This is a genomic window from Frigoribacterium sp. PvP121 (assembly GCF_017833115.1).
Classification (GTDB): domain Bacteria; phylum Actinomycetota; class Actinomycetes; order Actinomycetales; family Microbacteriaceae; genus Frigoribacterium; species Frigoribacterium endophyticum.
In genome coordinates this window covers 862947-887787 of record NZ_JAFIBR010000001.1, presented here as the reverse complement: position 1 = coordinate 887787, position 24841 = coordinate 862947, and the positions used below count along the sequence as shown (strand labels likewise).

Below are 24841 nucleotides of genomic sequence, written 5' to 3'. Positions count from 1 at the left end.
CCCCGCGCGCGGTAGTCGCCGACCGCCTCCGCCCGCCCTAAGGTGGCCGGGTGACCAGTCCCGTGCGCCTCCGCCCCGAGATCGCGGCGCTGCCGCCCTACCGCCAGGGGAAGCAGGCCGCCGCCGACGCGTTCAAGCTGTCGTCGAACGAGAACCCGTTCGAGCCGCTGCCCGGCGTCGTCGAGGCCCTGCGCGGCGCGGTCGCCGTCAACCGGTACCCCGACGCCAGCGCCTCCGCCCTGCGCGCAGCCCTGGCCGACAAGTGGGGCGTCACCACCGACGAGGTGCACGTCGGCGCCGGCTCGGTGTCGCTGCTCAACCAGTTCGTGCTCGCCGCCGCGGCGCCCGGCGACGAGGTCGTCTACGCCTGGCGCTCGTTCGAGGCCTACCCGGGCATCGTCACCGTCTCGAGCGCGACGAGCGTGCCGGTGCCGCTGCGGGCCGACGGCAGCCACGACCTCGACGCCATGGCCGCCGCCGTCACCGACCGCACGCGCCTCGTGATCGTCTGCTCGCCCAACAACCCGACCGGCACGACCGTGAGCACGCACGACTTCGAGACGTTCATGGCCGCGGTGCCGGGCGACCTCCTCGTCGTGCTCGACGAGGCCTACGCGGAGTTCGTCACGGCCGACGACGCCGTCCGCGGCGGGTCGCTCACCGAGCGCCACCCCAACCTCGTCGTGCTGCGCACCTTCTCGAAGGCGTACGGGCTGGCGGCCCTCCGCGTCGGGTACGCGATCGGCGCCTCCTCGGTGCTCGACGCCGCCCGCGCGACCGCCATCCCCCTCTCGGTGACCGAGCAGGGCCAGGCGGCCGCGCTCGCCTCGCTCGAGCTCGAGGGCGAGCTGCTCGGCCGGGTCGCCCGCCTCGCGACCCTCCGCGACCAGGTGCGACAGGCCCTGCTCGACCAGGGCTGGTCGGTGCCCGACGCCCAGGGCAACTTCGTCTGGCTCGCCACCGGCGACGACACCGCCCGGGCGGCCGAGGTGTTCGAGCGGCACGGCATCGTCGTGCGCGCCTTCGCCCCCGAGGGCGTCCGCATCACCATCGGCGAGCCCGCCTCGGTCGACGGCCTGCTCCGCGCGGCGCGCGAGCTGCGCGGCGACACATCCTCCTGACGGCATGTGCGCCTGAGTAGATTGGACGCCATGTCCTCCACCGAAGCGGGCCGCGACGTGACGACGATCCAGCTGCTGAGCCCCACGGGCGAGCGGGTCGAGTCCGACGCCTCGGCCGAGTTCCAGCCCTACGTCGACGCGCTCACCGACGACCAGCTGCGCGCGTTCCACCGCGACATGGTGCTGACCCGGCGCTTCGACGTCGAGGCCGCCGCCCTCGCCCGCCAGGGCCAGCTCGCCCTCTGGGTGCCGAGCCACGGCCAGGAGGGCGCCCAGATCGGGCTCGCGCACGCCACCCGCCCGCAGGACCACCTCTTCCCGTCGTACCGTGAGCACGCCGTCGCGCTCAGCCGCGGCGTCGACCCGGTCGACATCCTGCGCCTGCTGCGCGGCCACACGCACGGCGGCTGGAACCCCGCCGAGCACCACAACTTCCACGTGTACACGCTCGTGATCGGCTCGCAGACCCTGCACGCCACGGGCTACGCGATGGGCCTGACCCTCGACGGCAAGGCCGGCACCGGCGACGTCGAGACCGACCAGGCCGTCGTCACCTTCTTCGGCGACGGCGCGACCAGCCAGGGCGACGTCAGCGAGGCGCTGGTCTTCGCCGCGAGCTTCCAGACGCCCGAGCTCTTCTTCCTGCAGAACAACCAGTGGGCCATCAGCGTGCCGGTCTCGCGCCAGTCGCGCACCCCGCTCGTGCACCGCGCCGGCGGCTTCGGCATCCCCGGCACCCAGATCGACGGCAACGACGTGCTCGCCTCGTACGCCGTCAGCCGCCGCGACCTCGACGCTGCCCGCACCGGCGGCGGCCCCCGCTTCATCGAGGCGATGACCTACCGCGTCGGGGCGCACACCTCCTCCGACGACCCCACGAAGTACCGCACCGACGACGAGCTGCAGGGCTGGATCGCCCGCGACCCGATCGCCCGCTTCGAGGCCTACCTGAAGGGCCTCGGCGAGACCGACGCCTTCCTCGCCGAGCTCGCCGTCGAGTGCGACGACCTGGGCGCGGACGTCCGCCGCCGCACGACCACGCTGCCGAAGCCCGAGATCGGCCTGATGTTCGACCACGTCTACAGCGAGCCGCACCCGCTGATGGCCGAGCAGAAGGAGTGGCTGGCCCGCTACGAGCAGTCGTTCGGCCCGGCCGCCGACGCACCCACCGACGGAGCACGTTCATGACCGACACCGCTGACCGCACCGACACCGCTGACCGCACCGCGACCGCGGCCGGCGTCGAGGACCCGACCCGCGACTCCCGCGTGTCCATGCCGCTCGGCAAGGCGATCACCGCCGGCCTCCGCAAGGCGATGGCCGACGACCCGCGCGTGCTGCTCATGGGCGAGGACATCGGCACGCTCGGCGGCGTCTTCCGCGTCACCGAGGGGCTGCAGGCCGAGTTCGGGGCGAACCGGGTCATCGACACCCCGCTCGCCGAGTCGGGCATCGTCGGCACCGCGATCGGCCTCGCGATGGGCGGGTTCCGCCCCGTCTGCGAGATCCAGTTCGACGGCTTCATCTACCCGGGCTTCGACCAGATCACCTCGCAGCTCGCGAAGATGACCAACCGGCACGAGGGCGACCTGCAGATGCCCGTCGTCATCCGCGTGCCCTACGGCGGGCACATCGGCGCGGTCGAGCACCACCAGGAGAGCCCCGAGGCGTACTTCGCGCACACCGCGGGACTCCGGGTCGTCAGCCCGAGCACGCCGCACGACGCCTACTGGATGATCCAGGAGGCCGTCGCCTCGAACGACCCGGTGATGTTCTTCGAGCCGAAGAGCCGCTACTGGCCCAAGGGCGAGGTCGACCTCAGCGACCCGCAGGCGCCGCTGCACGCCAGCCGCGTCGTGCGGACCGGCACCGAGGTGACCCTGCTGGGCCACGGCGCCATGGTGAGCGTGCTGCTGCAGGCCGCCGAGATCGCCGCCGCCGAGGGCATCTCGGTCGAGGTCGTCGACCTGCGCTCGCTGTCGCCCGTCGACTACGGCCCGATCCTCGAGTCGGTGCGCAAGACCGGCCGCCTCGTCGTCGCGCAGGAGGCCCCCGGGTTCGTCAGCGTCGGCTCCGAGATCGCCGCGACCGTCGCCGAGAAGGCCTTCTACTCACTCGAGGCCCCGGTGCTGCGCGTCAGCGGCTTCGACACGCCCTTCCCGCCCGCCAAGCTCGAGACCCTGTACCTGCCCGACGCCGACCGGGTCCTCGAGGCCGTCGACCGGGCGCTCGCGTACTGAGCGTCCGCCCCCCGGCGCGCCCGCCGCGCGCCGCTCCGCACCCCGGGCCCCGGCCCCACCGCGTCACGAGGAGTCACCCCGCATGAGTTCAGAGTTCGCCCTCCCCGACGTCGGCGAGGGCCTCACCGAGGCCGAGATCGTCGAGTGGAAGGTCGCCGCGGGCGACACCGTGGCGATCAACCAGGTGCTGGTCGAGATCGAGACCGCCAAGTCGCTCGTCGAGCTGCCCTCGCCGTTCGCCGGCGTGGTCGAGAGCATCCTCGTCAGCTCGGGCGACACCGTCGACGTCGGCACCCCGATCATCACCATCGGCGACGGCACCGCACCGACCACCCCCGGCGACCGCGCCGCCCAGGCCGAGTCGCTCGAGTCGGGCGGCATGGCCCGCACCGCGCAGATCATCGCGCAGGAGGAGGAGGCCCTCTCCGAGCAGCGGGCCCGCCACCTCGAGAACGCGGTCGACCCGGTCGCCGTCAGCGCGCCTCCGGCCGCTCCCGCTCCCGCAGCGCCGGCAGGAGTCGCGGTGCAGGCCCCGGCGCCGGTCGCCTCCGCCGCCCCCGCCCCCGCGGCCCCGGGCGCCGCCCCCGCGGCCCCCGCCGCCCCCGCGGCCTCCGCCCCCGTGTCCGACGACAGCGGCTCGGGCGCCGTGCTCGTGGGCTACGGCGCCGCCGGCGGCCACGGCCAGACGCGTCGCCGCCAGCCCAGCAAGGGGCAGGTCGACGCGCGCCAGCTGCGCATCGCCGAGCAGGGCCGCCGCCGCCCGGCCACCTCGGTGCCGGCCGCCCAGGCGCTGCCGATCATCGCCAAGCCCCCGATCCGCAAGCTCGCGAAGGACCTCGAGGTCGACCTCACGCTCGTCCAGCCCACCGGCCTCGCCGGCGAGGTGACCCGCGACGACGTCATCCGCCACGCCAAGCAGGCGAGCGTCTTCCGCAACATCGAGACGCCCGAGTGGGGCGAGGAGCGCGTCGAGAGGATCCCCGTGAAGGGCGTCCGCAAGGCGATCGCCGCCGCGATGACGTCGTCGGCCTACACGGCCCCGCACGTCAGCCTGTTCGTCGACGTCGACGCCACCCGCACGATGGAGTTCGTCAAGCGCCTCAAGGCCTCGCCGCAGTTCGCCGGCGTCAAGGTCTCGCCGCTGCTGATCATGGCGAAGGCGATCATCTGGGCCGTGCGCCGCAACCCGATGGTCAACTCGGCGTGGACCGACCGCGAGATCCTGGTGCGGCACTTCGTCAACCTCGGCATCGCCGCGGCCACGCCGCGCGGGCTGATCGTGCCGAACGTCAAGGAGGCCCAGTCGATGAGCCTGCTCGAGCTGGCCCAGGCCCTCGAGCAGCTGACGCTGACGGCCCGCGACGGCAAGACGACCCCGGCCGACATGCGCGACGGCACGATCACCATCACGAACATCGGCGTCTTCGGCATGGACACCGGCACCCCCATCCTCAACCCCGGCGAGGTGGCGATCGTCGCGCTCGGCACCATCAAGCCCAAGGCCTGGGTCGTCGACGGCGAGGTGCGCTCGCGCATGGTCACGACGATCGGCGCGAGCTTCGACCACCGCGTGGTCGACGGCGACGTCGCCAGCCGCTTCGTGGCGGACGTCGCGAGCGTGCTCGAGGAGCCGGCGCTGCTGCTCGACTGAGCGCGGTCCCGGGGGAGGCGACCTGCGCCTCCCCCGGTTCACTAGAACATCAGTGACACATTGCTCATTCCGGTGTAGCGTCTCGGCATGACCGATGACGTTCGACGACCCGGGGGCGACCGCCGCCTCCCCGCCGCGGCGGCGCTCGCCGCCTGCCTCCTCTTCTCCGAGCTCGCCGCACCGACGCCGGCGCACGCGGGCTCGAGCCCGCCGGGCGGCGACGCCCCGGCGGCCGACGCGGCGGCGGCGCCCGGGCCCGACCCCGTCGCCGAGGCCGAGACGGCAGCGGAGCACCGCGCCGCCGACGACCGGGCACGTCGGCTCTCGGCGGCGCCCCGCGTCACCGTGTTCGCCGCCGCCGACGACGAGCTCCCCCTCGCCGTGCACCACGGCGACGACCTCGCCCCCGACCCGACGGCCGGGAAGGTCGTCGTCGAGGGCACCCTGCACCCCGCGGCGACGGGCGACCACGAGATCGGGCTCGGGCCCGACGGCGCCCTCGAGGTCGACGGCGTGCCCCGCGCCGACGGCAGGGCGGCCCTCACGGCCGGTCAGCCCGTCCAGGTCCGCCTCACCGCCACGTCGCCGGGCGACTCCGTGCCGTGGTGGCTGTCGCCCGGCGAGGAGGCGCGGACGCCCCTCCCGGTCACCTCCCTCACCGCGCCGACCTCCGACACAGCCGTGGCACGGGAGGGCGGGCCCACCAGGGCGGCCGAGGGCCGGCGCTCCGTCTGCGGCACGCCGAGCCCCACCGACTCCGACGCCGACGGCGTGCCCGACGCCTGGGAGGTCGGCGGCTACACGGTGGCGGGCACGACGCTGACCGCCTGGTCGACGGAGCTCGGCGAGCGCGGCCACCGACGCTGGGTGTCCGACCCCCTGCGGTGCCGCAGCGCGCACGACCCCTACACCGATCGCGAGAAGGCGCTCGGGCTCATGCCGGCGGCGTCGGCGCCCGAGGCCCGCGACCCCCTCGTCGCTGCGGCGCCGGCCGTCGGGGTGGGGCTGGAGGAGTTCTCCGTGACCCCGAAGTACACGTGGTCCGACTCCGTCGGCACGACGTTCTCGTTCTCGTCGACGCAGTCGACGACGCTGTCGTTCGGCGGCGGTGCCGGCGTGGAGGCGGGCAAGGACTCCCAGGGGCCCTCGGGCAAGGTCTCCCTCGACTTCACCGTCTCGAACTCGCGCACCCACTCGATCACCGAGGGCTCGTCGACGACGTGGCAGCAGGCCGTCTCGTACATGAACCACGACACGGCGTCCGTCAACGGCGCGGTGCGCTACCGCAACGCCGGGACGGCTCCGGTCTACCTGGCGCAGCCCACGACGAACTGGCTCATCGACGACCGCTCCTTCGCGACGTTCCGGGTCGGCCCGTCCCACCTGGCCAACGCGCTCGGCGCCGGCGAGGCCTACCCGGCGCCCGGCCTCGACCCCCTGTCGGTCGAGACCGTCAACGACATGGCGACGGCCGACCTCTCGATCACGACCGACGAGATGGACCGCCTGCGCCGGTCGAGCGAGATCGAGGTGCAGACGCCGCAGACCGCGGGCCGGTTCGGAGTCGTGACGGAGGGGCGCCCCGTCGCCCCCGCGGGCGAGTGGGACCCGTACCTCGCCGACATCCGAGCCACGGGGGCCCTGCTGATGCTCGACGGCGACGGGGAGACCGCCGAGCGGTGGGTCGCGACGCCCGACCCGTCCGACCCGGACAGCCGCACGCCCACGCTGACCATCGGCGAGGCCCTCGACCGCGCGTTCGACCTCGAGCAGCGCGACGGTCGGCGCTGGTACAGCAGCAGCTCCCGCGGCGAGCCCTCGTTCTCGGAGCCGGTCCTGATCGACGAGGCGGCCCTGATGACCAACGTCGACGAGGTGACCGACCGTCTGCTCGCCGAGCAGCGCACCGCGAGGCCGGGCGCCTCGCTGTTCGACCTCGAGCTGCGTCGCGGCATGCGCATCGCCCTCGTCCCGGCGACCTCCTTCCAGGGCTTCGACGACGGCGACCACTCCGGCTGGAGCGCCCACGCGCCGGCGGACGGCTTCGTCGAGCCCGCCAGCCGCGGCACGACGGCACGACGCGACCTGCCGGGGCTCACCCCCGGGCACCGCTACGCGGTCCGCTTCGCGACCGGGCACTCGCGCCACGGCGACGCCACGTCCGTCTGGCTGCACGCGAGCGACGGCACCATGCTCGACCGGTCCGAGCGACCGCCGAGCTCGGCGTGGGCACGCGCCTACCTCGAGTTCACGGCCGCCGACTCCGCGGCCTACTTCCTCGGCCGCCTGAAGTTCGACGACGTGGCCGTGTTCGACCTCGGCGCCGTCCGCATGGCGGAGACGACCTGGAACACGCGCAGCGGTGCAGACCTCCCCGTCGTCGGCACCCCGGGCGACCTCGAGGTGCCCCGCGACTGGGAGGACGCCCTGGGCCTCGCCCGGCTCGACCTCGTCCTCTCCCGGGACGGGCGACGGATCGACCTCCGCTCGGGGAAGGTCGCGGTCTCGTCGGGCGCCCTCCGCGCCTGGAGCACAGAGCACCCGTGGAAGGAGCAGGGCTACGTCAACCTGCCCCTCGCCGGGGAGGACGGGGCGGCGACGGTGACGACCTACACGCCCCGCCAGGCCTCCACGACCGGGTGCGACACGTGCTTCGACCCGATCTCGATCGTCCGGGTCACCGTGCGCGCCCCCCGCCCCGCGACCGTCGCCTTCCACGGCAGCGGGGGCGAACGCGACGTCCTGTGCACCGTGCGCCTCTCCGCGCTGGAGGAACCGGGCTACCGAGGCGAGTTCAGCCAGACCCTCGACATGAAGCACATCTTCTCGACCTGCCCCAACGACGACATCTACTCCGTCAGGTTCGAGAACCTGCCCCTCGGCACGGACCTCCAGGTGTTCGACGACCCGAAGGGCGGTCGGGGGGACGACTTCGTGCACTGGGAGACCACCGTGCCCTCCGGCCCCCGGGTCGCCCTCGACCCGACCGCGACCACCGTCCCCGGGGTGAGGGTGCTGACGAAGTACTACAAGAACGGCTTGATGGGGAAGGTGTCGCGCGCGACCGTCCAGTACCCGGGGGAGGTCCGACAGGTGCCCCGGCCCTGACGGGACGGACGCCGGGGAGGCGACCCGCGCCTCCTCGTTTTGACAATCATTATCAGTAGCAATAGCGTGGCGGTCATGACCTCGCGACGCGCCCTGCCCCTGCTCGCCCTGCCCGCCGCCGCGGCCCTCGTGCTCGCCGGCTGCTCGGGCGGCGACCAGGGCGCAGGTGCGCCGACCGCCGACGACGGCATCTCGATCGTCGCCTCGACGAACGCCTACGGCGACATCGCGCAGACCGTGGGCGGCGACGACGTCGACGTCACGAGCGTGATCAGCGACGCCTCGCAGGACCCGCACTCGTTCGAGGCCGACGCCCGCACCCAGCTCGCCGTCTCGAAGGCCGACGTCGTGATCGAGAACGGCGGCGGCTACGACGACTTCGTCGACACGCTCGTCGACGCGAGCGGAACGAGCGCGACCGTGCTGAACGCGGTCGAGATCTCGGGGCTCGACCCCGACGACGAGGCCGGCCACTCCGACGACGAGCACGGCGACGAGGCGAGCGACGAAGCCACCGAGGCCGAGGGCGACGACCACGGGCACGACCACGGCGAGTTCAACGAGCACGTCTTCTACAGCCTGCCGAGCATGGCCGCGCTCGCCACGGCGATCGCCGACGAGCTGGGCAGCCTCGACCCCTCGAACGCCGACACGTACACCGCGAACGCCGAGTCGTTCGGCGCGCAGATCGCCGACCTGGAGGCGCAGGCGGCGGAGGTCGAGACCGCCCACGGCGGCGAGTCGGTCGCCTACACCGAGCCCGTGCCCGGCTACCTCTTCGACGCCATGGGGCTCGAGAACGTGACCCCGGAGGCCTTCTCCGAGGCGATCGAGGAGGGCACCGACGTCTCCCCCGCCGTGCTCAACGAGACCCTGCAGCTCTTCTCGGGCGGCGGCGTCGACCTCCTCGCCTACAACGAGCAGACCTCGAGCCCCGAGACCGAGCAGGTCGAGACGGCGGCCACCGACGCCGGCGTCGCGATCGTGCCGGTCACGGAGCTGCTCCCGTCGGGGGATGATTACGTCTCGTGGCAGCAGAGCAACATCGACGCGATCAAGGCGGCACTCGACCAGTGACACCCGGCCCCACCGACTCCCCCGTCGCCGCCGCCCCCGCCCCCTCGGGCACGGGCGGCGGCGACGCCGTGCTGCGCCTCCGCGACGCGGGCGTGCGGTTCGGCGACCGCGTGCTGTGGCAGGGACTCGACCTCGACGTCGCGCCGGGCGAGTTCGTCGCCGTGCTCGGGCCGAACGGCGCGGGCAAGACCACCATGCTCCGGACGATCCTCGGCCAGCAGCAGCTCACCAGCGGCAGCATCGAGTTCCTCGGGCAGCCCGTCGGCCGCGGCCACCGCCGCATCGGCTATGTACCGCAGCAGCGCCTGATGGAGTCGGGCACGCCCCTCCGCACCCGCGACATGATCGCGCTCGGCGTCACGGGCCACCGCTGGGGGCTCCGCCGCGAGTCGGCGGCCGAGCGCGCCGCCGTCGACCGCCTCGTCGAGGAGGTGGGCGCCGCCTCCTTCGCCTCCGCGCCGGTCGCGACCCTGTCGGGCGGCGAGCAGCAGCGCGCCCGCGTCGGCCAGGCCCTCGCCGCCGACCCCGCCCTGCTGCTCTGCGACGAGCCGCTGATCTCGCTCGACCTGCGCCACCAGCGCGGCGTCACCGAGCTGATCGACCGCCAGCGCCGGGCCCGCGACGCCGCGGTCGTCTTCGTCACCCACGACGTCAACCCCATCCTCGACGTGGTCGACCGGGTGCTCTACCTCGCCGGCGGCTCGTTCCGCGTCGGCACGCCCGACGAGGTGCTGCGCGCCGACGTGCTGTCGGAGCTGTACGGCACGCCGGTCGACGTGATCCGCACCATGGGCCGCATCGTGATCGTCGGCGGCCACGGCCACGACGACCACCACGTCGACGAGCCCGCCGACGACGAGGGAGGCTCCCGATGACAGACCTCTGGTCGCAGCTGTTCTCGTTCCAGGACTTCGGCGAGCTCGTCGTGCTCGTGCGCAACTCGATCATCGCCGGGGCCGTGCTCGGCCTCGTCGGCGGCCTCATCGGCCCGTTCGTCGTGACGCGCAACCTGCCCTTCGCGGTGCACGGCATCAGCGAGCTGTCGTTCGCCGGCGCCTCCGCGGCGCTGCTGCTCGGCGCGAACGTCGTCGGGGGCTCCCTCGTCGGCAGCGTCGTCGCGGCGATGCTGATCGGGCTGCTCGGCGCCCGCGCCCGGGAGCGGAACTCGATCATCGCGGTGCTGATGCCGTTCGGGCTGGGCCTCGGAATCCTCTTCCTCGCGCTCTACAAGGGCCGCTCGGCCAACAAGTTCGGCCTGCTCACCGGGCAGATCGTGTCGGTCGACAATCCCCAGCTCGGCTGGCTCGTCGGCATCTCGGCCGTGGTGATCGTCGTGCTGCTCGTCATCTGGCGGCCCCTGACCTTCGCGAGCGTCGACCCCGACGTCGCGGCCGCCGCCGGCGTGCCGGTGCGCGCGCTCGGGCTGCTGTTCATGCTCGTGCTCGGGCTCGCCGTCGCCGTGTCGGTGCAGGTGATCGGCGCGCTGCTCGTGCTCTCGCTGCTGGTCACCCCCGCCGCGGCCGCCCTGCGGGTGACGGTGAACCCGCGGCTCGTGCCGCTGCTCAGCGTCGCCTTCGCCGTGACCTCGGTCGTCGGCGGGATCCTGCTCGCCCTCGGCGGCGGGCTGCCGATCAGTCCCTACGTGACCACGATCTCGTTCGCCATCTGGCTCGTCTGCCGCGTCGTCGGGCGGGGCCGGGAGCGCGGCGGGTCGCGCGGCGGGGCGACGCCCAGCCGACGCCGAGGCACGCCGGTACCCTCGACACCGACGAAGGAGGCCTGACGTGGTCGTGAAGCGCAACACCTGGCAGCGGGAGGCCGTGCGCACGGCGCTCGGCAGCAGCGAGGGCTTCGTCAGCGCGCAGTCCCTGCACACCCAGCTCCGCGACTCCGGCTCCCCGATCGGGCTGGCCACCGTCTACCGCGCCCTCTCCGACCTGGCCGCCGACGGCTCGGCCGACTCCCTGCAGCAGGAGGGCGAGAGCCTCTACCGCGCCTGCACGCCGGGCACCCACCACCACCACCTGATCTGCCGCGTCTGCGGCACCACCGTCGAGATCGAGGCCGACGCGGTCGAGACCTGGGCGCGTCAGGTCGCCGCGCAGCACGGCTTCACCGAGGCGCAGCACATCGTCGACGTCTTCGGCCTCTGCTCGGCGTGCTCGGCCGAGAAGGCCGCCGGGCGCGACCCCGTCGTGACGCGGGGCGGTCTCCGCAGTTGACCCCGGCCGGGCGTGTCGCGTAGGCTCTCCCTTTGGTTGGGCGCTATCTGCGCCCATGTGCACCGCCCCCCAGCACCATCCGCCCGGTCTCACGACCGAGCAGTGCTCGCTCTCACGACCGAGCAGGGGGACCGGCGCGCCGACAAGTGACCTTGGGTAGGGGCTCCGGCTCCTACGGTACCTACGGAGGAAACCATGGCAGCAACCTGCCAGGTGACCGGAGCCATCCCCGGTTTCGGCCACAACATCTCGCACTCGCACCGACGCACCAAGCGTCGTTTCGACCCCAACATCCAGAAGAAGACGTACTACGTGCCGTCGCTTCGTCGTAACGTCACCCTGCAGCTCAGCGCCAAGGGCATCAAGGTGATCGACGCTCGTGGCATCGAGAGGGTCGTCAAGGACCTCCTCGCTCGTGGGGAGAAGATCTGATGGCACGTCAGCAGGACGTTCGTCCCATCATCAAGCTCCGCTCGACGGCGGGCACCGGCTTCACGTACGTGACCAAGAAGAACCGTCGCAACAACCCCGATCGCCTCGTGCTGAAGAAGTACGACCCGGTGATCCGCAAGCACGTCGAATTCCGCGAGGAGCGCTAACCATGGCCAAGAAGAGCAAGATCGCCAAGAACGACCAGCGCGCCGTCATCGTCGCTCGCTACGCCGAGAAGCGTCTCGAGCTGAAGAAGGCCCTCGTCGACCCCGCCGGCACCGACGAGAGCCGCGAGGCCGCTCGTCTCGGCCTGCAGAAGCTGCCCCGCGACGCGTCGCCGGTCCGCCTCCGCAACCGCGACGCGATCGACGGTCGCCCCCGTGGCCACCTCAAGGAGTACGGCATCAGCCGTGTCCGCTTCCGCGACATGGCACACCGAGGCGAGCTTCCGGGCATCACGAAGTCTTCCTGGTAGGTTCGAGCCGTTTCCCCGGGGCCTCGGCCCCGGGGGGCCCGAACTCCACGGGCACGGTGGACACCGTGCCTCGTCTCACCGAACGAAGTCCGAGGAGGACACCACATGGCTGACAAGTCACTGAACCGCACCGAGCTCGTCGCAGCTGTCGCTTCCGAGTCCGGCCAGAGCCAGGCCGCCGTCAGCGGCGTCGTCGACGCGTTCTTCTCCGTCGTCTCGAAGTCGGTCGCCGACGGCACCAAGGTGACCATCCCCGGCTGGATCGCCTTCGAGAAGACGCACCGCGCCGCCCGCACGGGCCGCAACCCGCAGACGGGCGAGGCCCTCGAGATCGCCGCGAGCGACTCGGTCAAGGTCAGCGCCGGCAGCAAGCTCAAGGCTGCGGTCAAGTAGTCCTCCGCTCCTCACGGAGCACCCCGGAAGGGGCGGCGACCTCGGTCGCCGCCCCTTCCGTGCGTCCGGCGGCGGGTCGCTCGTCGCCGAGCGATCGGCCGCCGACTCCCAGACGACCCGACCTAAGCTAGGCCCCGATGACCAGGATCACCCGCGCCTCCGGTCCCGCACTGCTCGTGCTGGTGGCGTTCCTCTCGCTGCTGGCGGCCCTGCAGTTCGGCGGCGCGGCAGACGCGCCGCTCGTCGTCGACCCCGGCGAGGCCGTGCGGTGGGGCCTCCCCGTCGCGAAGATGCTGAACAACGTCACCGCCGCGGTCACCATCGGCACGCTGTTCCTCACCTGCTTCGCCCTGTCGCGGAAGGAGGCCGAGTTCGAACGGGCCATGGACATCGCCGCCGGCGCTGCCGGGGCCTGGACCGTCGCCTCCGCCGCCACCGCCTTCTTCACCTTCCTCAGCGTCGCCAACGTGCCGGTGACCTTCGACGACCAGTTCGGCCGCACGCTCGCCTTCTTCCTCACGAACACCGAGCTCGGCGTCGCCTGGCTGACCACGACCCTCATCGCCGCCGGCGTCACCGTGCTCGCCTTCGCGCTGCGCAACATCTGGTCGCTCGTCGCCCTGACGCTGCTCGCCATGGGCGGCCTCATCCCCATCGCCCAGCAGGGGCACGCCGCCGGCGCCAGCGGGCACGACGCCGCCGTGACCGACCTCGCGCTGCACCTCGAGGGCGCCTCGGTCTGGCTCGGCGGGCTCGTCGCCCTGGTGCTGCTGCGCCCTACGCTCGAGAAGGGCCGCATCGGCGTCGTCCTCGCCCGATACTCGACCGTCGCGATCATCTGCTTCGTGGTGGTCGCGGTCTCCGGCGTCGGCAGCGCCGCCCTCCGCCTCGGCGACTGGGCGGCCCTGACCACCGGCTACGGCGTGCTGGTGCTCGTCAAGACGCTCGCCCTCGTGGCCCTCGGCCTGTTCGGCGTCGTCCAGCGCCGCTGGCTCGTCGCGCGCATGTCGACGCACCCCGCGGCGACGAACCGCTTCTTCTGGTGGTTCGTCTCGGCCGAGCTCGCGTTCATGGGCCTCGCCTCGGGCGTCGCCGCGGCCCTCGGCCGCACGGCCACGCCCGTCGAGCAGGTCGTCGCGACCGACCTCGCCGACCCGACGCCCGCCGAGATCCTCACCGAGGAGGTGCTGCCGCGCGAGCTGACGCCGCTGCGGTACCTCACGGAGTGGAACCCCGACCTGCTCTGGGCCCTGCTCTGCGCGTTCGGCATCTTCTTCTACGTGGCCGGCGTCGTCCGGCTGCGGCGCCGCGGCGACACGTGGTCGCTCGGCCGCACCGTGTCGTGGATCGCCGGCCTCGTCGTGCTCTTCTACATCACCTGCGGCGCCCCGAACGTCTACGAGGAGTACCTCTTCAGCATGCACATGCTGGCGCACATGGCGCTCGGCATGGTCGTGCCGGTGCTGCTCGTGCCGGGCGCGCCCGTCACCCTGGCGCTGCGGGCGATCCGCAAGCGCCAGGACGGCACGCGGGGCCCGCGCGAGTGGATCATGGTCCTGGTGCACTCGACGTACGCCCACGTCATCAGCAACCCGATCGTCTCGGCCGTGCTCTTCGCCGGCTCGCTGTTCGTCTTCTACTACACGTCGCTGTTCAGCTGGGCCACGACGACCCACCTCGGGCACTACTGGATGATCGTGCACTTCCTGATCGTCGGGTACCTCTTCGTGCAGTCGATGATCGGCATCGACCCGGTCAAGGGCCGCCTGCCGTACCCGATGCGGCTGCTGGTGCTGCTCGCGACGATGGCGTTCCACGCCTTCTTCGGGCTGAGCATCATGACGAGCACGTCGCTCTTCCTGGCCGACTGGTACGGCGCCATGGGCCGCACCTGGGGCGCGACGCCGATGGCGGACCAGTACGCGGCGGGCGGCATCGCCTGGAGCGTCGGCGAGATCCCCACCGTCTCGCTCGCGATCGCGGTCGCGATCATGTGGAGCCGCAGCGACAGCCGCGAGGCCAAGCGCAAGGACCGCCAGGCCGAGCGCGACGGCGACGCCGAGCTCGACGCGTACAACGAGCAGCTCGGGGCGCTGGCACGGAGCGACCGCCGGGGCTGAGCGCTCCCTGCGGGCCGGCACCGCGCCTCCGCCCGGCCCTCTCGCCGGCTCGGCGGCGCTGTGCTGGAGCCTCTCGCGGCGCGGCGCCGGGGCCTTCCGGAGGCGCGGTGCTCGCTAGGCGAGCATCTCGCGCACCAGGGGCACCACCTTCGTGCCGTACAGCTCGATGCTGCGCATCATCGCCTCGTGGGGCAGGCGCCCCATGCTGTAGCGCATGTCGAAGCGCGTCGCGCCGAGCAGCGCCATGTTCTTCGCGATCTTCGCCGCGACCGTCTCGGGCGAGCCGACGTACAGGGCGCCGTCGGGGCCGGCGCTCTGCTCGTACTGCGCGCGCGAGTAGGGGGGCCAGCCGCGCTCGCGACCGAGCTGGTTCGTCTGCGCCTCCTGGTACGGGTAGAGCAGCTCCTTCGCCTCGTCGTCGGTCTCGAGCACGAAGCCGGGCGAGTGCATCGCGATGGGCTGCGGCTCCTTGCCGAACTCGGCGAGGGCCCGGCGGTAGAGGTCGGCGTAGGGCGCGAACTGGGCGGGCTGCCCGCCGATGATGGCGAGGAAGAGCGGCAGGCCGTAGTGCGCGGCACGGATGACCGACTGCGGCGAGCCGCCGACGCCCACCCAGGTCTTCAGGGTGCCGCTCTCGGGGCGCGGGTAGACCCACTGCTCGGCGAGGGCGCCGCGCTTCGTGCCCGTCCAGGTGACGGGCTCGTCCTTCAGCAGCTCGGCGAAGAGCTGGATCTTCTCCTCGAAGAGCACCTCGTAGTCCTGCAGGTCGAGGCCGAAGAGCGGGAACGACTCGGTGAACGAGCCGCGCCCGAGGATGACCTCGGCGCGACCGTTCGAGAGGGCGTCGACGGTCGCGAAGCGCTCGTAGACGCGGACGGGGTCGTCGCTGCTGAGCACGGTCACGGCCGAGCCCATCCGGATCGTCTCGGTGCGCGCGGCGATGGCCGCGAGCACGACCTCGGGGGCGCTGACGGCGAAGTCGACGCGGTGGTGCTCGCCGACGCCGATGAAGTCGAGGCCGACCTGGTCGGCGAGCACGGCCTGGTCGACCAGGTCGCGGATCGACTGCGCGTGCGAGATCAGCTGGCCGGCGTCGGCGGCGCCGGCGGGGCGCTCGGTGACGTCGCCGAAGGTGTCGAGTCCGAACTCGAGGGGGTGTGCCATGGGGTGCGCTCCATTTCCATGCGTTTGCATCATGCTAGCGGGGCAACCCGGGGAGGCGCCTCCCCATTCCGACGGAGCGCGGTCAACCCCCGAGCCGGTCGAGGGGGACCTCCGCGAGCCGGTCGAGCGGGTTCTCCGCGAGCCGGCGAGTGATGCCGGAGCGGACGGCGCGGCCCGCCTCCGTCGCCGGCTTGCGGTGCGCCTGGGCGGCGATCGCGACGCCGAACTCCGCCGCGAAGCCCGTGCGCGGCACCCGCTCGACGAGGGCCGCGACGAACGCCGGCTCCCAGTCGCCGCCGCCCACCCCGCTGACGTCGAGGCTCGTCGCCCGCTCGAGCAGGTGCCCCTCGGCGTCGAGCTCGGCCGACACCGCCGGCCACATGTGGCGCACGACGACCTCGCCGAGGCGCCGCTGGCGGTCGTCGTCCCAGCCGGCGCCGGCGGCGAAGACGCGCGCCACGTCGCCGCCCGCACGCTCGAACGCGACCTCGTGGCTGTCGAACGACGCGACGAGGCCGAGGTCGTGCAGCAGCGCCGCGGCGTAGAGCAGCTCCGGGTCGAACGCGACGCCCTCGCGGCGCCCGAGCTCGGCCGCGAGCACCCACGACCGCTCGCTGTGGCCGAGCAGGGCGGCGGAGGCGTGGGCGGCCGCCACGGCGCGCGAGCGCGCGGCCACGACGGTGGGAGGCGCGAGCAGCTGCTCGACACGGGCGGCGGCGTCGGAGGGGGAGGCGGAGGTCATGCAGCGACCCTACGAGTGGACACGGGCGCCGACGAGTGGCAGCATCGCCACGAGACGCACTGTTCCTGCCAAGCACGCCCACCTCGAGGAGACCCGTGGAGCCCAGCCCCGTCGAGCCCCGCCCCGTCGAGCCCCTGATCGTCGCCACCCTCGTCGCCGACGGCGTCGCCCCCTTCGAGTTCGGGGTGCTCTGCGAGGTCTTCGGCCTCGACCGCCGCGCCGCCGGCGGCCCCGCCTTCGAGCACCGGGTCGTCGCCGAGCGGCCGGGCCTCGTACGGACGAACCAGGGCTTCTCGATCACGGTCGAGCTCGGGCTCGACGCCGCCGAGGGCGCCGACGTCCTCTGCGTGCCCGCCCTCGGCACGGGCCCCGACGCGCTCTCCCCCGCGGCGCTCGACCTGATCCGTCGTGCCGAGGCTCGCGGCGCGTGGCTGATCAGCGTCTGCAGCGGCGCCTTCGTGCTCGCCGCCGCGGGCGTGCTCGACGGCCGCCGCGCCACCACGCACTGGATGTACGCCGACCGCCTCGCCGCCGAGCACCCCGCCGTCACGGTCGACCCCGACGTGCTCTTCGTGGAGGACCGCCGCGTCATCACCGGGGCCGGCACCGCGGCGGGCATCGACGCCTGCCTGCACTTCGTCCGTCGGGTGGCCGGCGCGGCGGCCGCGAACGTCGTCGCCCGCCGCATGGTGGTGCCCCCGCACCGCGACGGCGGCCAGAGCCAGTTCATCGAGACCCCGCTGCCGGCCGAGCCCGACACCTCGCTCGCTCCCCTCACGGCGTGGGTGCTCGAGCACCTCGACGAGGAGCTCCCGGTGGAGGCGCTGGCCGCGCGGGTGCACATGTCGCCGCGGACGTTCGCCCGGCGCTTCCGGGCCGAGCGGGGCACGACGCCGGCGGCCTGGGTGACGAGGCAGCGCCTCCTGCGGGCCCAGCAGCTGCTCGAGACGACGTCGCTCGGGCTCGACGCGATCGCGGCGAGCGTCGGCTTCGGCTCGTCGGCGGTGCTGCGGCACCACTTCGGCCGCGTGCTCGGCACGACGCCGCGGGCGTACCGGGCGACGTTCGCCGGGCGCGCGCCGCTGCGGCAGGCCGGCTAGGCGGCCGTCCGGGCCGCCGGGCGGGCTAGGCGGCGACGGGAGCCGCCGGCGCCGCCGTGCTCTCGCGCCGCACCAGGTACGTCGCGAGGTCGAGCCGGGTCGGCCGCCCCGCGGTGCCGCCGAGCACGAGCCGGGTCGCCTCCTGCGCCATCTCGCGCAGCGGCTGGTGCACGGTGGTGAGGCGGGGGCTCGTCCACTCCGCGAGCGGCAGGTCGTCGTAGCCGACCACCGAGAGGTCGTCGGGCACGGCGAGGCCGAGCGAGCGCGCCGCGTCGAAGACGCCCAGCGCCTGCAGGTCGCTGCCCGCGAAGATCGCGGTGGGGGGCTCGGGCAGCCGCAGCATCCGCATGGCCGCCTCACGGCCGCCGCCGACCTGGAAGTCGCCGAACGCGACGTGCCGCTCGTCGACGGCGACGCCCGCGGCGCCCATCGCCGAGCGGTACCCGTCGAGCCGGGCGAGCGAGCACATCATGTCGTCGGGGCCCGTGATCGCGGCGATCCGCCGGTGGCCGAGCTCGAGCAGGTGCCGGGTGGCGGCCATGCCCCCCGACCAGTTGGCCGAGCCCACCGAGGGCACGTCGGGCGCGGGGTCGCCGGCGGGGTCGACGATCACGAAGGGGATGTCGCGCGAGCGCAGCTGGGCGGTCTGCGACTCCCCCAGGTCGGAGAAGACCAGCACCACCCCGGCCGGTCGTCGGCGCAGCACCCCGTCGACCCAGCCCGCGTCGGGCGAGTGGCGGTCGCCGCTCTGGGTGAGCACGACGCTGAGCCCGCGGGCACGGGCGACGTCCTCCACGCCGCGGATGATCTCGAGCGCCCAGGCCGAGTCGAGCTCGTGGAACACCAGCTCGACGAGGGTCGACGACCGCGAGGGCGAGGCGCGTCGGCGGTAGCCGCGGTCCTCGAGCAGGGCCTCCACGCGGGCGCGGGTGCTGGCCGATACATCCGTCCGCGCGTTCAACACTTTCGAGATCGTGGACAGCGAGACGCCGGCCTCGTCGGCCACCTCGGCCAGCGTCGTCCGGGGTGCGGCGTCAAGCTCGTCCATCCGGTGATCGTAGCTGGCGGTCGGCGGCGCCCGCCATTTGTGGTCTGTGACAACCTATTGACCTCGGGGGCGCCTCCTGCCTATGCTTCGACCGTCCGGCACTCATTTCGGGCGAATCACCGAAACTTTCGGAAGGTGTTCAACGATGAACAGTTCATCCCCCCGCTCCCGGCGACTGCGGCGATCGCTCGCGGTCGTCGCGACGCTCGCCACCGGCGCGCTGCTCGCCGGCTGCTCCGGCGGCTCCGGCGCCGAGAGCCGCCCCGAGAACGAGATCCACGTCGCGGTCTACGGCGACGCCACCAACAAGGTCGAGGAGGCGGTGGTCGCGAAGTTCAACGAGACCAGCGACGTCAAGGCCGTGCTGGACGTCATCCCCGGCGCGAACTACCAGCAGAAGCTGCAGACGATCATCGACACGGACAGCGCGCCCGACGTCTTCTTCAACTGGGGCGGCGGCAGCATCAAGCCGTTCGTCGACGCCGACCTGCTGCTGCCGCTCGACGACATGATCGCCGACGACCCGCAGCTCGAGGAGGCCTTCCTGCCCTCGGTCTTCGACACGGCCCGCTTCGACGAGAAGGCGTACGGGGTGCCGATGCGCGGCACGCAGCCCGTGATGCTCTTCTACAACAAGAAGGTCCTCGCCGACGCCGGCATCGCCGTGCCCGAGACCTGGGACGACCTGATGGCGGCCGTCGAGACGCTGAAGGGCGCCGGGGTCACCCCGATCGCGCTCGGCGGCGGCGACCAGTGGCCGACCCAGATGTGGTTCCAGTACGCGTACGACCGCGTCGCCGGGCCCGAGCTGTTCCAGTCGGCCCTCGACGGCGACGCCGACGCCTGGGCCAGCGACGACAGCAGGGAGGCGCTCGGCATGCTGCGCGACCTCGTCGACGCCGGCGGCTTCGGCACGAACTTCGACTCGGTGAAGTTCACCGACGGCGGCTCGCCCGCCCTGCTCCGCACCGGCAAGGCCGGGTTCGAGCTGATGGGCTCGTGGGAGTACTCGACGCAGCAGAACGAGGACCCGGAGTTCGCCGCGACCGACCTCGGCTACACGACCTTCCCGACCGTCGAGGGCGGCAAGGGCGACCCGGCCAACCTGGCGGGCAACACGAACAACTTCTACTCGGTCATCAAGGGCACGCGGTACCCCGACGCCGTCGAGGACTTCCTGAAGATCATGTACAGCGACGAGTTCGTGCAGCAGCAGCTCGCGATCGGCAACCTGCCGACCACGACGAACACGCCCGACTTCCTGTCGACGGCGGCCGACCCGGCCTACTCGCAGTACCAGTTCGACCTCGTGGCCGACGCCCCGTCGTTCCAGCTCTCGTGGGACCAGGCCTACCCGCCCGCCGCGATGACGCCGATCCACACCGCCGTCGCACAGTACTTCAGCGGCACCCTCGACGAGGACGGCTTCATCGCCGCCATGCAGGCGCTGCAGGCTCCGTGATGTCGTCCGCCACCGCTCGTCGCGGGGCGCTCGGGTCGACCGGCACGGCTCGCCGTGCCGGTCGGCCCCGGACGGGGCAGGCCGCCGTCGGCCGGCCCGGCTCCGTCTGGGCGCTGCCCGCCACCGTCTTCTTCGGGCTCTTCGCCCTCGTGCCGCTCGTCGCCACGGTCTGGATGTCGTTCGTCACCTGGGGCGGCATCGGCGACCCCCGGTTCGTCGGCCTCGACAACTGGGCCCGCATCGGCCAGGACTCCCTGCTGCTCAAGAGCATCGGGCTGACCGTCGTGCTCGTGCTGCTCTCGATCGCGGTGCAGACCCCGGTCTCGCTCCTCCTCGGGGTCTGGGCCGCCGGCCAGCAGCGCGCCCGCGCCGCCGTCGTCGCGATCTGGTTCATCCCCCTGCTGCTCTCGTCGGCCGCCATCTCGGTGCTCTGGCGAGCGCTGCTCGACCCCAACTTCGGCATCCCCGGCAGCGCGCCCTGGCTCTTCGGCGACGGCAACCTCTTCGGCCACCAGGGCACGGCGATCGCGGTGCTCGTGTTCGTCAGCACCTGGCAGTACACGCCGTTCCACACGCTGATCTACCAGGGCGGCGCCCGCGGCGTCCCCGCCGTGCTCTACCAGGCAGCCTCGCTCGACGGCGCTGGCATGGTGCGCCAGTTCTTCAGCATCACGCTGCCGCAGCTCAAGAACACCGTGGTCACCTCGCTCATCCTGATGCTCGTCGGCGGGCTCACCACCTTCGAGACCGTGCTGATCCTCACCAACGGCGGCCCCGGCACCGACACGCTCGTCTCGCCGCTGTACATGTACCAGAAGGCCTTCTCGTCGTTCGACTTCGGCGGCGCCAGCGTCATCGCGGTCGCGCTCGTGGTCGTCGCGACGGCGATCTCGCTGATCGTCGTCAAGGCCTCGGGCTACGGCGAGATGCGCTCCCAGGCAGAAGGAGTCTGATGACCACCCGACCCAACTGGATCGCCGGCACCCTCGCCGCGATCTGGCTCGCCGTCGTGGCCCTGCCGCTCTACGCGATGGTCACGGCCACCCTGCAGACCCGCACCGGCTACGCCGCGAACGGCCCGCTCTCGCTGCCGTTCGGCGACTTCACGTTCTCGAACTACGTCGACGCCTTCGACACCGGCTTCGCCCAGTACTTCCTCAACACGCTGTTCGTCACGGTCGCCGTGGTGCTCGTCGTGCTGCTGCTCGTGCCGCCGCTCGCCTACGCGATCGTGCGCAGCACCTCGCCGCTCGTGCGGGGCGTCTTCCGCGTCTTCCTGCTCGGGCTCGCAGTGCCCGCGCAGGCCGTGATCGTGCCGATCTTCTACCTGATCTCGGTCGCCGGGCTGTACGACAACCTCCTCGGGGTCATCCTGCCGACCGCCGCCTTCGCGCTGCCGGTCTGCACGCTCATCCTGTCGGGCGTCATGCGCGACATCTCGCCCGAGCTGTACGAGGCGATGTCGATGGACGGCGCGACGCCGTTCCGCGCGTTCTTCCGGCTCGTGCTGCCGCTCTCGAAGGGCGGCCTCGCGACGATCGTCGTCTTCTCGGCGCTCCAGGCGTGGAACGGCTTCCTCTTCCCCCTGATCCTCACGCAGTCCGACGACACCCGGGTCGTCACCCTCGGACTCTTCAACTTCCAGACCCAGTACGGCGTGAACATCCCCGGCCTCCTGGCCGCGGTGGTGCTCTCGATGATCCCGATCCTCGTGCTCTACCTCTTCGCGCGTCGCGCGCTGGTGCAGGGCCTCATCGGAGTAGGCGGCAAGTGACATGACCAGCACCACCAGCACCAGCACCAGCACCAGCGGCAGCGGCGCACCGGCGGCGGGAGGGGCGGCGGCGGAGCCGACCCGCGCCTCCTCGTCGGGCCCCCTCGACGGCCCCTGGCGCGACCCGGCCCTGCCGGCCGCGGAGCGCGCCGCGGCCCTCGTCGCGGCGATGACCCTCGAGGAGAAGACCGCCCAGCTGTTCGGCATCTGGGTCGGCGCCTCAGCCGACGGCGCCGAGGTCGCGCCCCACCAGCACGACATGGCCGAGCCCGTCTCGCTCGACGAGCTGCTGCCGACGGGCCTCGGGCAGCTGACGCGCCCGTTCGGCACGGCCCCGGTCGAGGCCGTGGCCGGCGCCCGTTCGCTGGCCCGCACCCAGCGCACCATCGTCGAGAGCGGCCGCTTCGGCGTGCCGGCCCTCGCGCACGAGGAGTGCCTCGCGGGCTTCGCAGCCTGGGGCGCCACCGCGTACCCGGTGCCGCTCTCGTGGGGCGCCTCCTTCGACCCGGAGCTCGTCCGCGAGATGGCCGCGCGCATCGGCGACGACCTGCGCTCGGTCGGCGTGCACCAGGGGCTCGCCCCCGTGCTCGACGTCGTCCGCGACGCCCGCTGGGGCCGCGTCGAGGAGACCATCGGAGAAGACCCGCACCTCGTGGGCACCGTCGCCACCGCCTATGTACAGGGGCTCGAGAGCGCCGGCGTCGTCGCGACGCTCAAGCACTTCGCCGGCTACTCGGCGTCGCGCGCGGGCCGCAACCTCGCCCCCGTCTCGATGGGGCGGCGCGAGCTCGCCGACGTCGTGCTGCCGCCGTTCGAGATGGCCGTGGCCCTCGGCGGCGTGCGGAGCGTCATGCACGCCTACACCGACATCGACGGGGTGCCCTCGGCCGCCGACGAGTCGCTGCTGACCGGGCTGCTGCGCGACAACTGGGGCTTCGACGGCACCGTCGTCGCCGACTACTTCGGCGTCGCCTTCCTCGAGACGCTGCACGGCGTCGCGGGCTCGCGGGCCGAGGCGGCGGGGCTGGCCCTCGCCGCCGGCGTCGACGTCGAGCTGCCCACGGTCGACGCGTTCGGGCCGGCCCTCGTCGCCGCCGTGCGCGCCGGCGAGGTCGACGAGGCCCTGATCGACCGGGCCGCGCTCCGCGTGCTGACCCAGAAGGCCGAGCTCGGGCTGCTCGACCCCGGGTGGGACCCGGAGGCGCCCCTCGCCCGCGCCGACGAGATCGACCTCGACACGGCCGGCAACCGCGCCCTCGCCCGGCGGCTCGCCGACGAGGCCGTCGTGCTGCTGCGCAACGACGGGGTGCTGCCGCTCGCCGGGGTGCCCGGCGACGGGGCACGGGGCGGTGCCGGCCAGGGCACCGCCCCGCGCCTCGCCGTGGTCGGCCCGAACGCCGACACCTCCGCGGCGCTGCTCGGCTGCTACTCGTTCCCGGCGCACGTGGGGTCGCAGCACCCCGACGTCGCGGTCGGCATCGAGCTGCCCACCTTCGCGGAGCGCCTGCGGGAGGCGGTGCCCGGCCTCGGCGCGGTCGTCGCGGGCTGCGACGTGGACGGGACGGACGCCTCCGGCGTCCCCGCCGCCGTCGACGCCGCCCGCGACGCCGACGTCGCGCTCGTCGTGCTCGGCGACCGCGCCGGCCTCTTCGGCCGCGGCACGAGCGGCGAGGGCTGCGACGCCGTCGACCTCACGCTGCCCGGCGTGCAGCAGCAGCTGCTCGACGCCGTGCTCGACACGGGCACGCCCACGGTCGTCGTGCTGTTCACCGGGCGCCCCTACGCGCTCGGCCGTGCCGCGACGGAGGCGGCCGCGGTCGTGCAGGCGTTCTTCCCCGGCGAGGAGGGCGCGGCGGCGGTCGTCGACGTGCTCACCGGCGCGGTCACGCCCTCGGGCCGGCTGCCCGTGAGCGTGCCCGCCCACCCGGGCGCCCAGCCCTCGACCTACCTGCAGAGCCCGCTGGCGGCGCGGTCGGCCGTGTCGGACGTCGACCCCACCCCGGCCTTCGGCTTCGGGCACGGGCTGTCGTACACGACCTTCGACTGGGACGTCGTCGTTCCCGGCGGCGGCGACCAGCCGCTGCGCGTGCCGACCGTCGGCGAGGTCGCGCTCGAGGTGACCGTGCACAACACCGGCGACCGGATCGGGGCCGATGTCGTGCAGGTCTACCTGCACGACCCCGTGGCCGAGACGGTGCGGCCGGGGCAGCGGCTGGTCGCCTACGGGCGCACCCCGCAGCTCGCGCCCGGCGAGAAGGCCGTGCTCGAGATCGTGGTGCCGGTCGACCTCGCCTCGGCGACCGGTCGCGACGGCCTCCGGCGCATCGAGACGGGCGCCCTGCAGCTGCGCGTCGCCCGCTCGAGCAGCGACGTCGTCGCCGCGGTCGACGTCGAGGTGACCGGGGAGGCGCGGGTCGTCGACCACACCCGCCGCCTGACCTCGGTGGTGACGGTGCGCTGAGGCACCGGGCCCCTGCCGTGGTGCGCGGGGGCGAGGGGACGGAGGGGGCGGTGCTGTGGAGGCGCCGCCCCCTCCGGCGTGTGCGCTCCCCGGGGAGGCGACCCGCGCCTCCCCGCAGGCCTCATCGAGGTGACCCGACCCGGGCCCTCGGTACCGTCGAGGGCCCAGGTCGCGTCATCTCGCGGCCGCGCGAGCGACCCGGGCGACGAGCGCGACCCGGGGCGGACGACGGACGCCGGCCCGGTGCGGGT

At 73.2% G+C, this 24841-nt stretch carries 22 protein-coding genes; 19 read left to right on the top strand and 3 right to left on the bottom strand.

Annotated features, from left to right (window positions below):
* The first annotated feature begins 50 nt into the window (after positions 1-50).
* From JOE43_RS04225 to JOE43_RS04160, 14 genes are all read left to right on the top strand, one after another.
* On the top strand, positions 51-1121 hold the full coding sequence (locus JOE43_RS04225; RefSeq protein WP_307803234.1) for a histidinol-phosphate transaminase: 1071 nt from the start codon (positions 51-53) through the stop codon (positions 1119-1121).
* Between the two features lie 30 nt (positions 1122-1151).
* On the top strand, positions 1152-2309 hold the full coding sequence (locus JOE43_RS04220; protein WP_209514992.1) for a thiamine pyrophosphate-dependent dehydrogenase E1 component subunit alpha: 1158 nt from the start codon (positions 1152-1154) through the stop codon (positions 2307-2309).
* Between the two features lie 86 nt (positions 2310-2395).
* Complete coding sequence (locus tag JOE43_RS04215) at positions 2396-3361, top strand: alpha-ketoacid dehydrogenase subunit beta (RefSeq protein WP_244638045.1); 966 nt, start codon at positions 2396-2398, stop codon at positions 3359-3361.
* An 82-nt stretch (positions 3362-3443) separates the two neighbouring features.
* Positions 3444-5012: a dihydrolipoamide acetyltransferase family protein gene (locus tag JOE43_RS04210; protein ID WP_209514988.1), complete on the top strand. Its 1569-nt coding sequence runs from the start codon at positions 3444-3446 to the stop codon at positions 5010-5012.
* 87 nt (positions 5013-5099) lie between these two features.
* Positions 5100-8120, top strand: coding sequence for a binary toxin-like calcium binding domain-containing protein (locus JOE43_RS04205; RefSeq protein ID WP_209514986.1), 3021 nt, complete (start codon positions 5100-5102; stop codon positions 8118-8120).
* A 75-nt stretch (positions 8121-8195) separates the two neighbouring features.
* Positions 8196-9197, top strand: coding sequence for a metal ABC transporter solute-binding protein, Zn/Mn family (locus tag JOE43_RS04200; protein WP_209514977.1), 1002 nt, complete (start codon positions 8196-8198; stop codon positions 9195-9197).
* Positions 9194-10072 carry an ATP-binding cassette domain-containing protein gene (locus tag JOE43_RS04195; RefSeq protein WP_209514969.1) on the top strand — a complete coding sequence of 293 codons (879 nt, stop codon included), beginning with the start codon at positions 9194-9196 and terminating at the stop codon, positions 10070-10072. Before JOE43_RS04200 ends, JOE43_RS04195 begins: the two co-directional genes overlap by 4 nt.
* Complete coding sequence (locus JOE43_RS04190; protein WP_209514967.1) at positions 10069-10980, top strand: metal ABC transporter permease; 912 nt, start codon at positions 10069-10071, stop codon at positions 10978-10980. Before JOE43_RS04195 ends, JOE43_RS04190 begins: the two co-directional genes overlap by 4 nt.
* 7 nt (positions 10981-10987) lie before the next feature.
* Positions 10988-11419 (top strand): Fur family transcriptional regulator, encoded by a 432-nt coding sequence (locus tag JOE43_RS04185; protein WP_209519048.1) that lies wholly within the window; start codon positions 10988-10990, stop codon positions 11417-11419.
* A gap of 195 nt (positions 11420-11614) precedes the next feature.
* Positions 11615-11851, top strand: coding sequence for a 50S ribosomal protein L28 (gene rpmB, locus JOE43_RS04180; RefSeq protein WP_209514965.1), 237 nt, complete (start codon positions 11615-11617; stop codon positions 11849-11851).
* Positions 11851-12018 (top strand): 50S ribosomal protein L33, encoded by a 168-nt coding sequence (gene rpmG, locus JOE43_RS04175; RefSeq protein ID WP_043595944.1) that lies wholly within the window; start codon positions 11851-11853, stop codon positions 12016-12018. Before rpmB ends, rpmG begins: the two co-directional genes overlap by 1 nt.
* Positions 12019-12020: 2 nt before the next feature.
* Positions 12021-12326, top strand: a complete 306-nt coding sequence (gene rpsN / locus JOE43_RS04170; RefSeq protein ID WP_056058637.1) for a 30S ribosomal protein S14 — start codon at positions 12021-12023, stop codon at positions 12324-12326.
* A gap of 105 nt (positions 12327-12431) precedes the next feature.
* Positions 12432-12719: an HU family DNA-binding protein gene (locus JOE43_RS04165; RefSeq protein ID WP_043595940.1), complete on the top strand. Its 288-nt coding sequence runs from the start codon at positions 12432-12434 to the stop codon at positions 12717-12719.
* A 137-nt stretch (positions 12720-12856) separates the two neighbouring features.
* Complete coding sequence (locus JOE43_RS04160) at positions 12857-14839, top strand: cytochrome c oxidase assembly protein (RefSeq protein WP_209514963.1); 1983 nt, start codon at positions 12857-12859, stop codon at positions 14837-14839.
* 114 nt (positions 14840-14953) lie between these two features.
* On the opposite strand, the gene JOE43_RS04155 is transcribed toward JOE43_RS04160, so the two are convergent.
* Together JOE43_RS04155 and JOE43_RS04150 are read right to left on the bottom strand one after the other, a co-directional pair.
* On the bottom strand, positions 14954-16003 hold the full coding sequence (locus JOE43_RS04155) for an LLM class flavin-dependent oxidoreductase (protein WP_209514956.1): 1050 nt from the start codon (positions 16001-16003) through the stop codon (positions 14954-14956).
* An 82-nt stretch (positions 16004-16085) separates the two neighbouring features.
* Positions 16086-16745 (bottom strand): HD domain-containing protein, encoded by a 660-nt coding sequence (locus JOE43_RS04150; RefSeq protein WP_209514954.1) that lies wholly within the window; start codon positions 16743-16745, stop codon positions 16086-16088.
* A gap of 95 nt (positions 16746-16840) precedes the next feature.
* Between JOE43_RS04150 and JOE43_RS04145 the strand changes: the two genes are divergently transcribed.
* Positions 16841-17845 carry a GlxA family transcriptional regulator gene (locus JOE43_RS04145; protein ID WP_374072705.1) on the top strand — a complete coding sequence of 335 codons (1005 nt, stop codon included), beginning with the start codon at positions 16841-16843 and terminating at the stop codon, positions 17843-17845.
* Between the two features lie 25 nt (positions 17846-17870).
* Here the strand turns inward: JOE43_RS04145 and JOE43_RS04140 are convergent, their stop codons facing one another.
* Positions 17871-18893 carry a LacI family DNA-binding transcriptional regulator gene (locus JOE43_RS04140; RefSeq protein WP_209514952.1) on the bottom strand — a complete coding sequence of 341 codons (1023 nt, stop codon included), beginning with the start codon at positions 18891-18893 and terminating at the stop codon, positions 17871-17873.
* 145 nt (positions 18894-19038) lie between these two features.
* Here JOE43_RS04140 and JOE43_RS04135 point away from each other — a divergent pair, with 145 nt between their 5' ends.
* Genes JOE43_RS04135 through JOE43_RS04120 form a run of 4 tightly spaced genes read left to right on the top strand, consistent with a single transcriptional unit; the run spans position 19039 to position 24590 of the window.
* Positions 19039-20355 (top strand): ABC transporter substrate-binding protein, encoded by a 1317-nt coding sequence (locus tag JOE43_RS04135; protein WP_209514949.1) that lies wholly within the window; start codon positions 19039-19041, stop codon positions 20353-20355.
* Entirely contained in the window at positions 20355-21308 is a 954-nt protein-coding gene (locus tag JOE43_RS04130; RefSeq protein ID WP_209514947.1) for a carbohydrate ABC transporter permease, read from the top strand. The genes JOE43_RS04135 and JOE43_RS04130 overlap by 1 nt, the downstream gene beginning before the upstream one ends.
* Positions 21308-22129, top strand: a complete 822-nt coding sequence (locus JOE43_RS04125) for a carbohydrate ABC transporter permease (protein WP_245187106.1) — start codon at positions 21308-21310, stop codon at positions 22127-22129. Before JOE43_RS04130 ends, JOE43_RS04125 begins: the two co-directional genes overlap by 1 nt.
* Before the next feature lies 1 nt (position 22130).
* Positions 22131-24590 carry a beta-glucosidase gene (locus tag JOE43_RS04120; protein ID WP_209514945.1) on the top strand — a complete coding sequence of 820 codons (2460 nt, stop codon included), beginning with the start codon at positions 22131-22133 and terminating at the stop codon, positions 24588-24590.
* Positions 24591-24841: the final 251 nt, after the last annotated feature.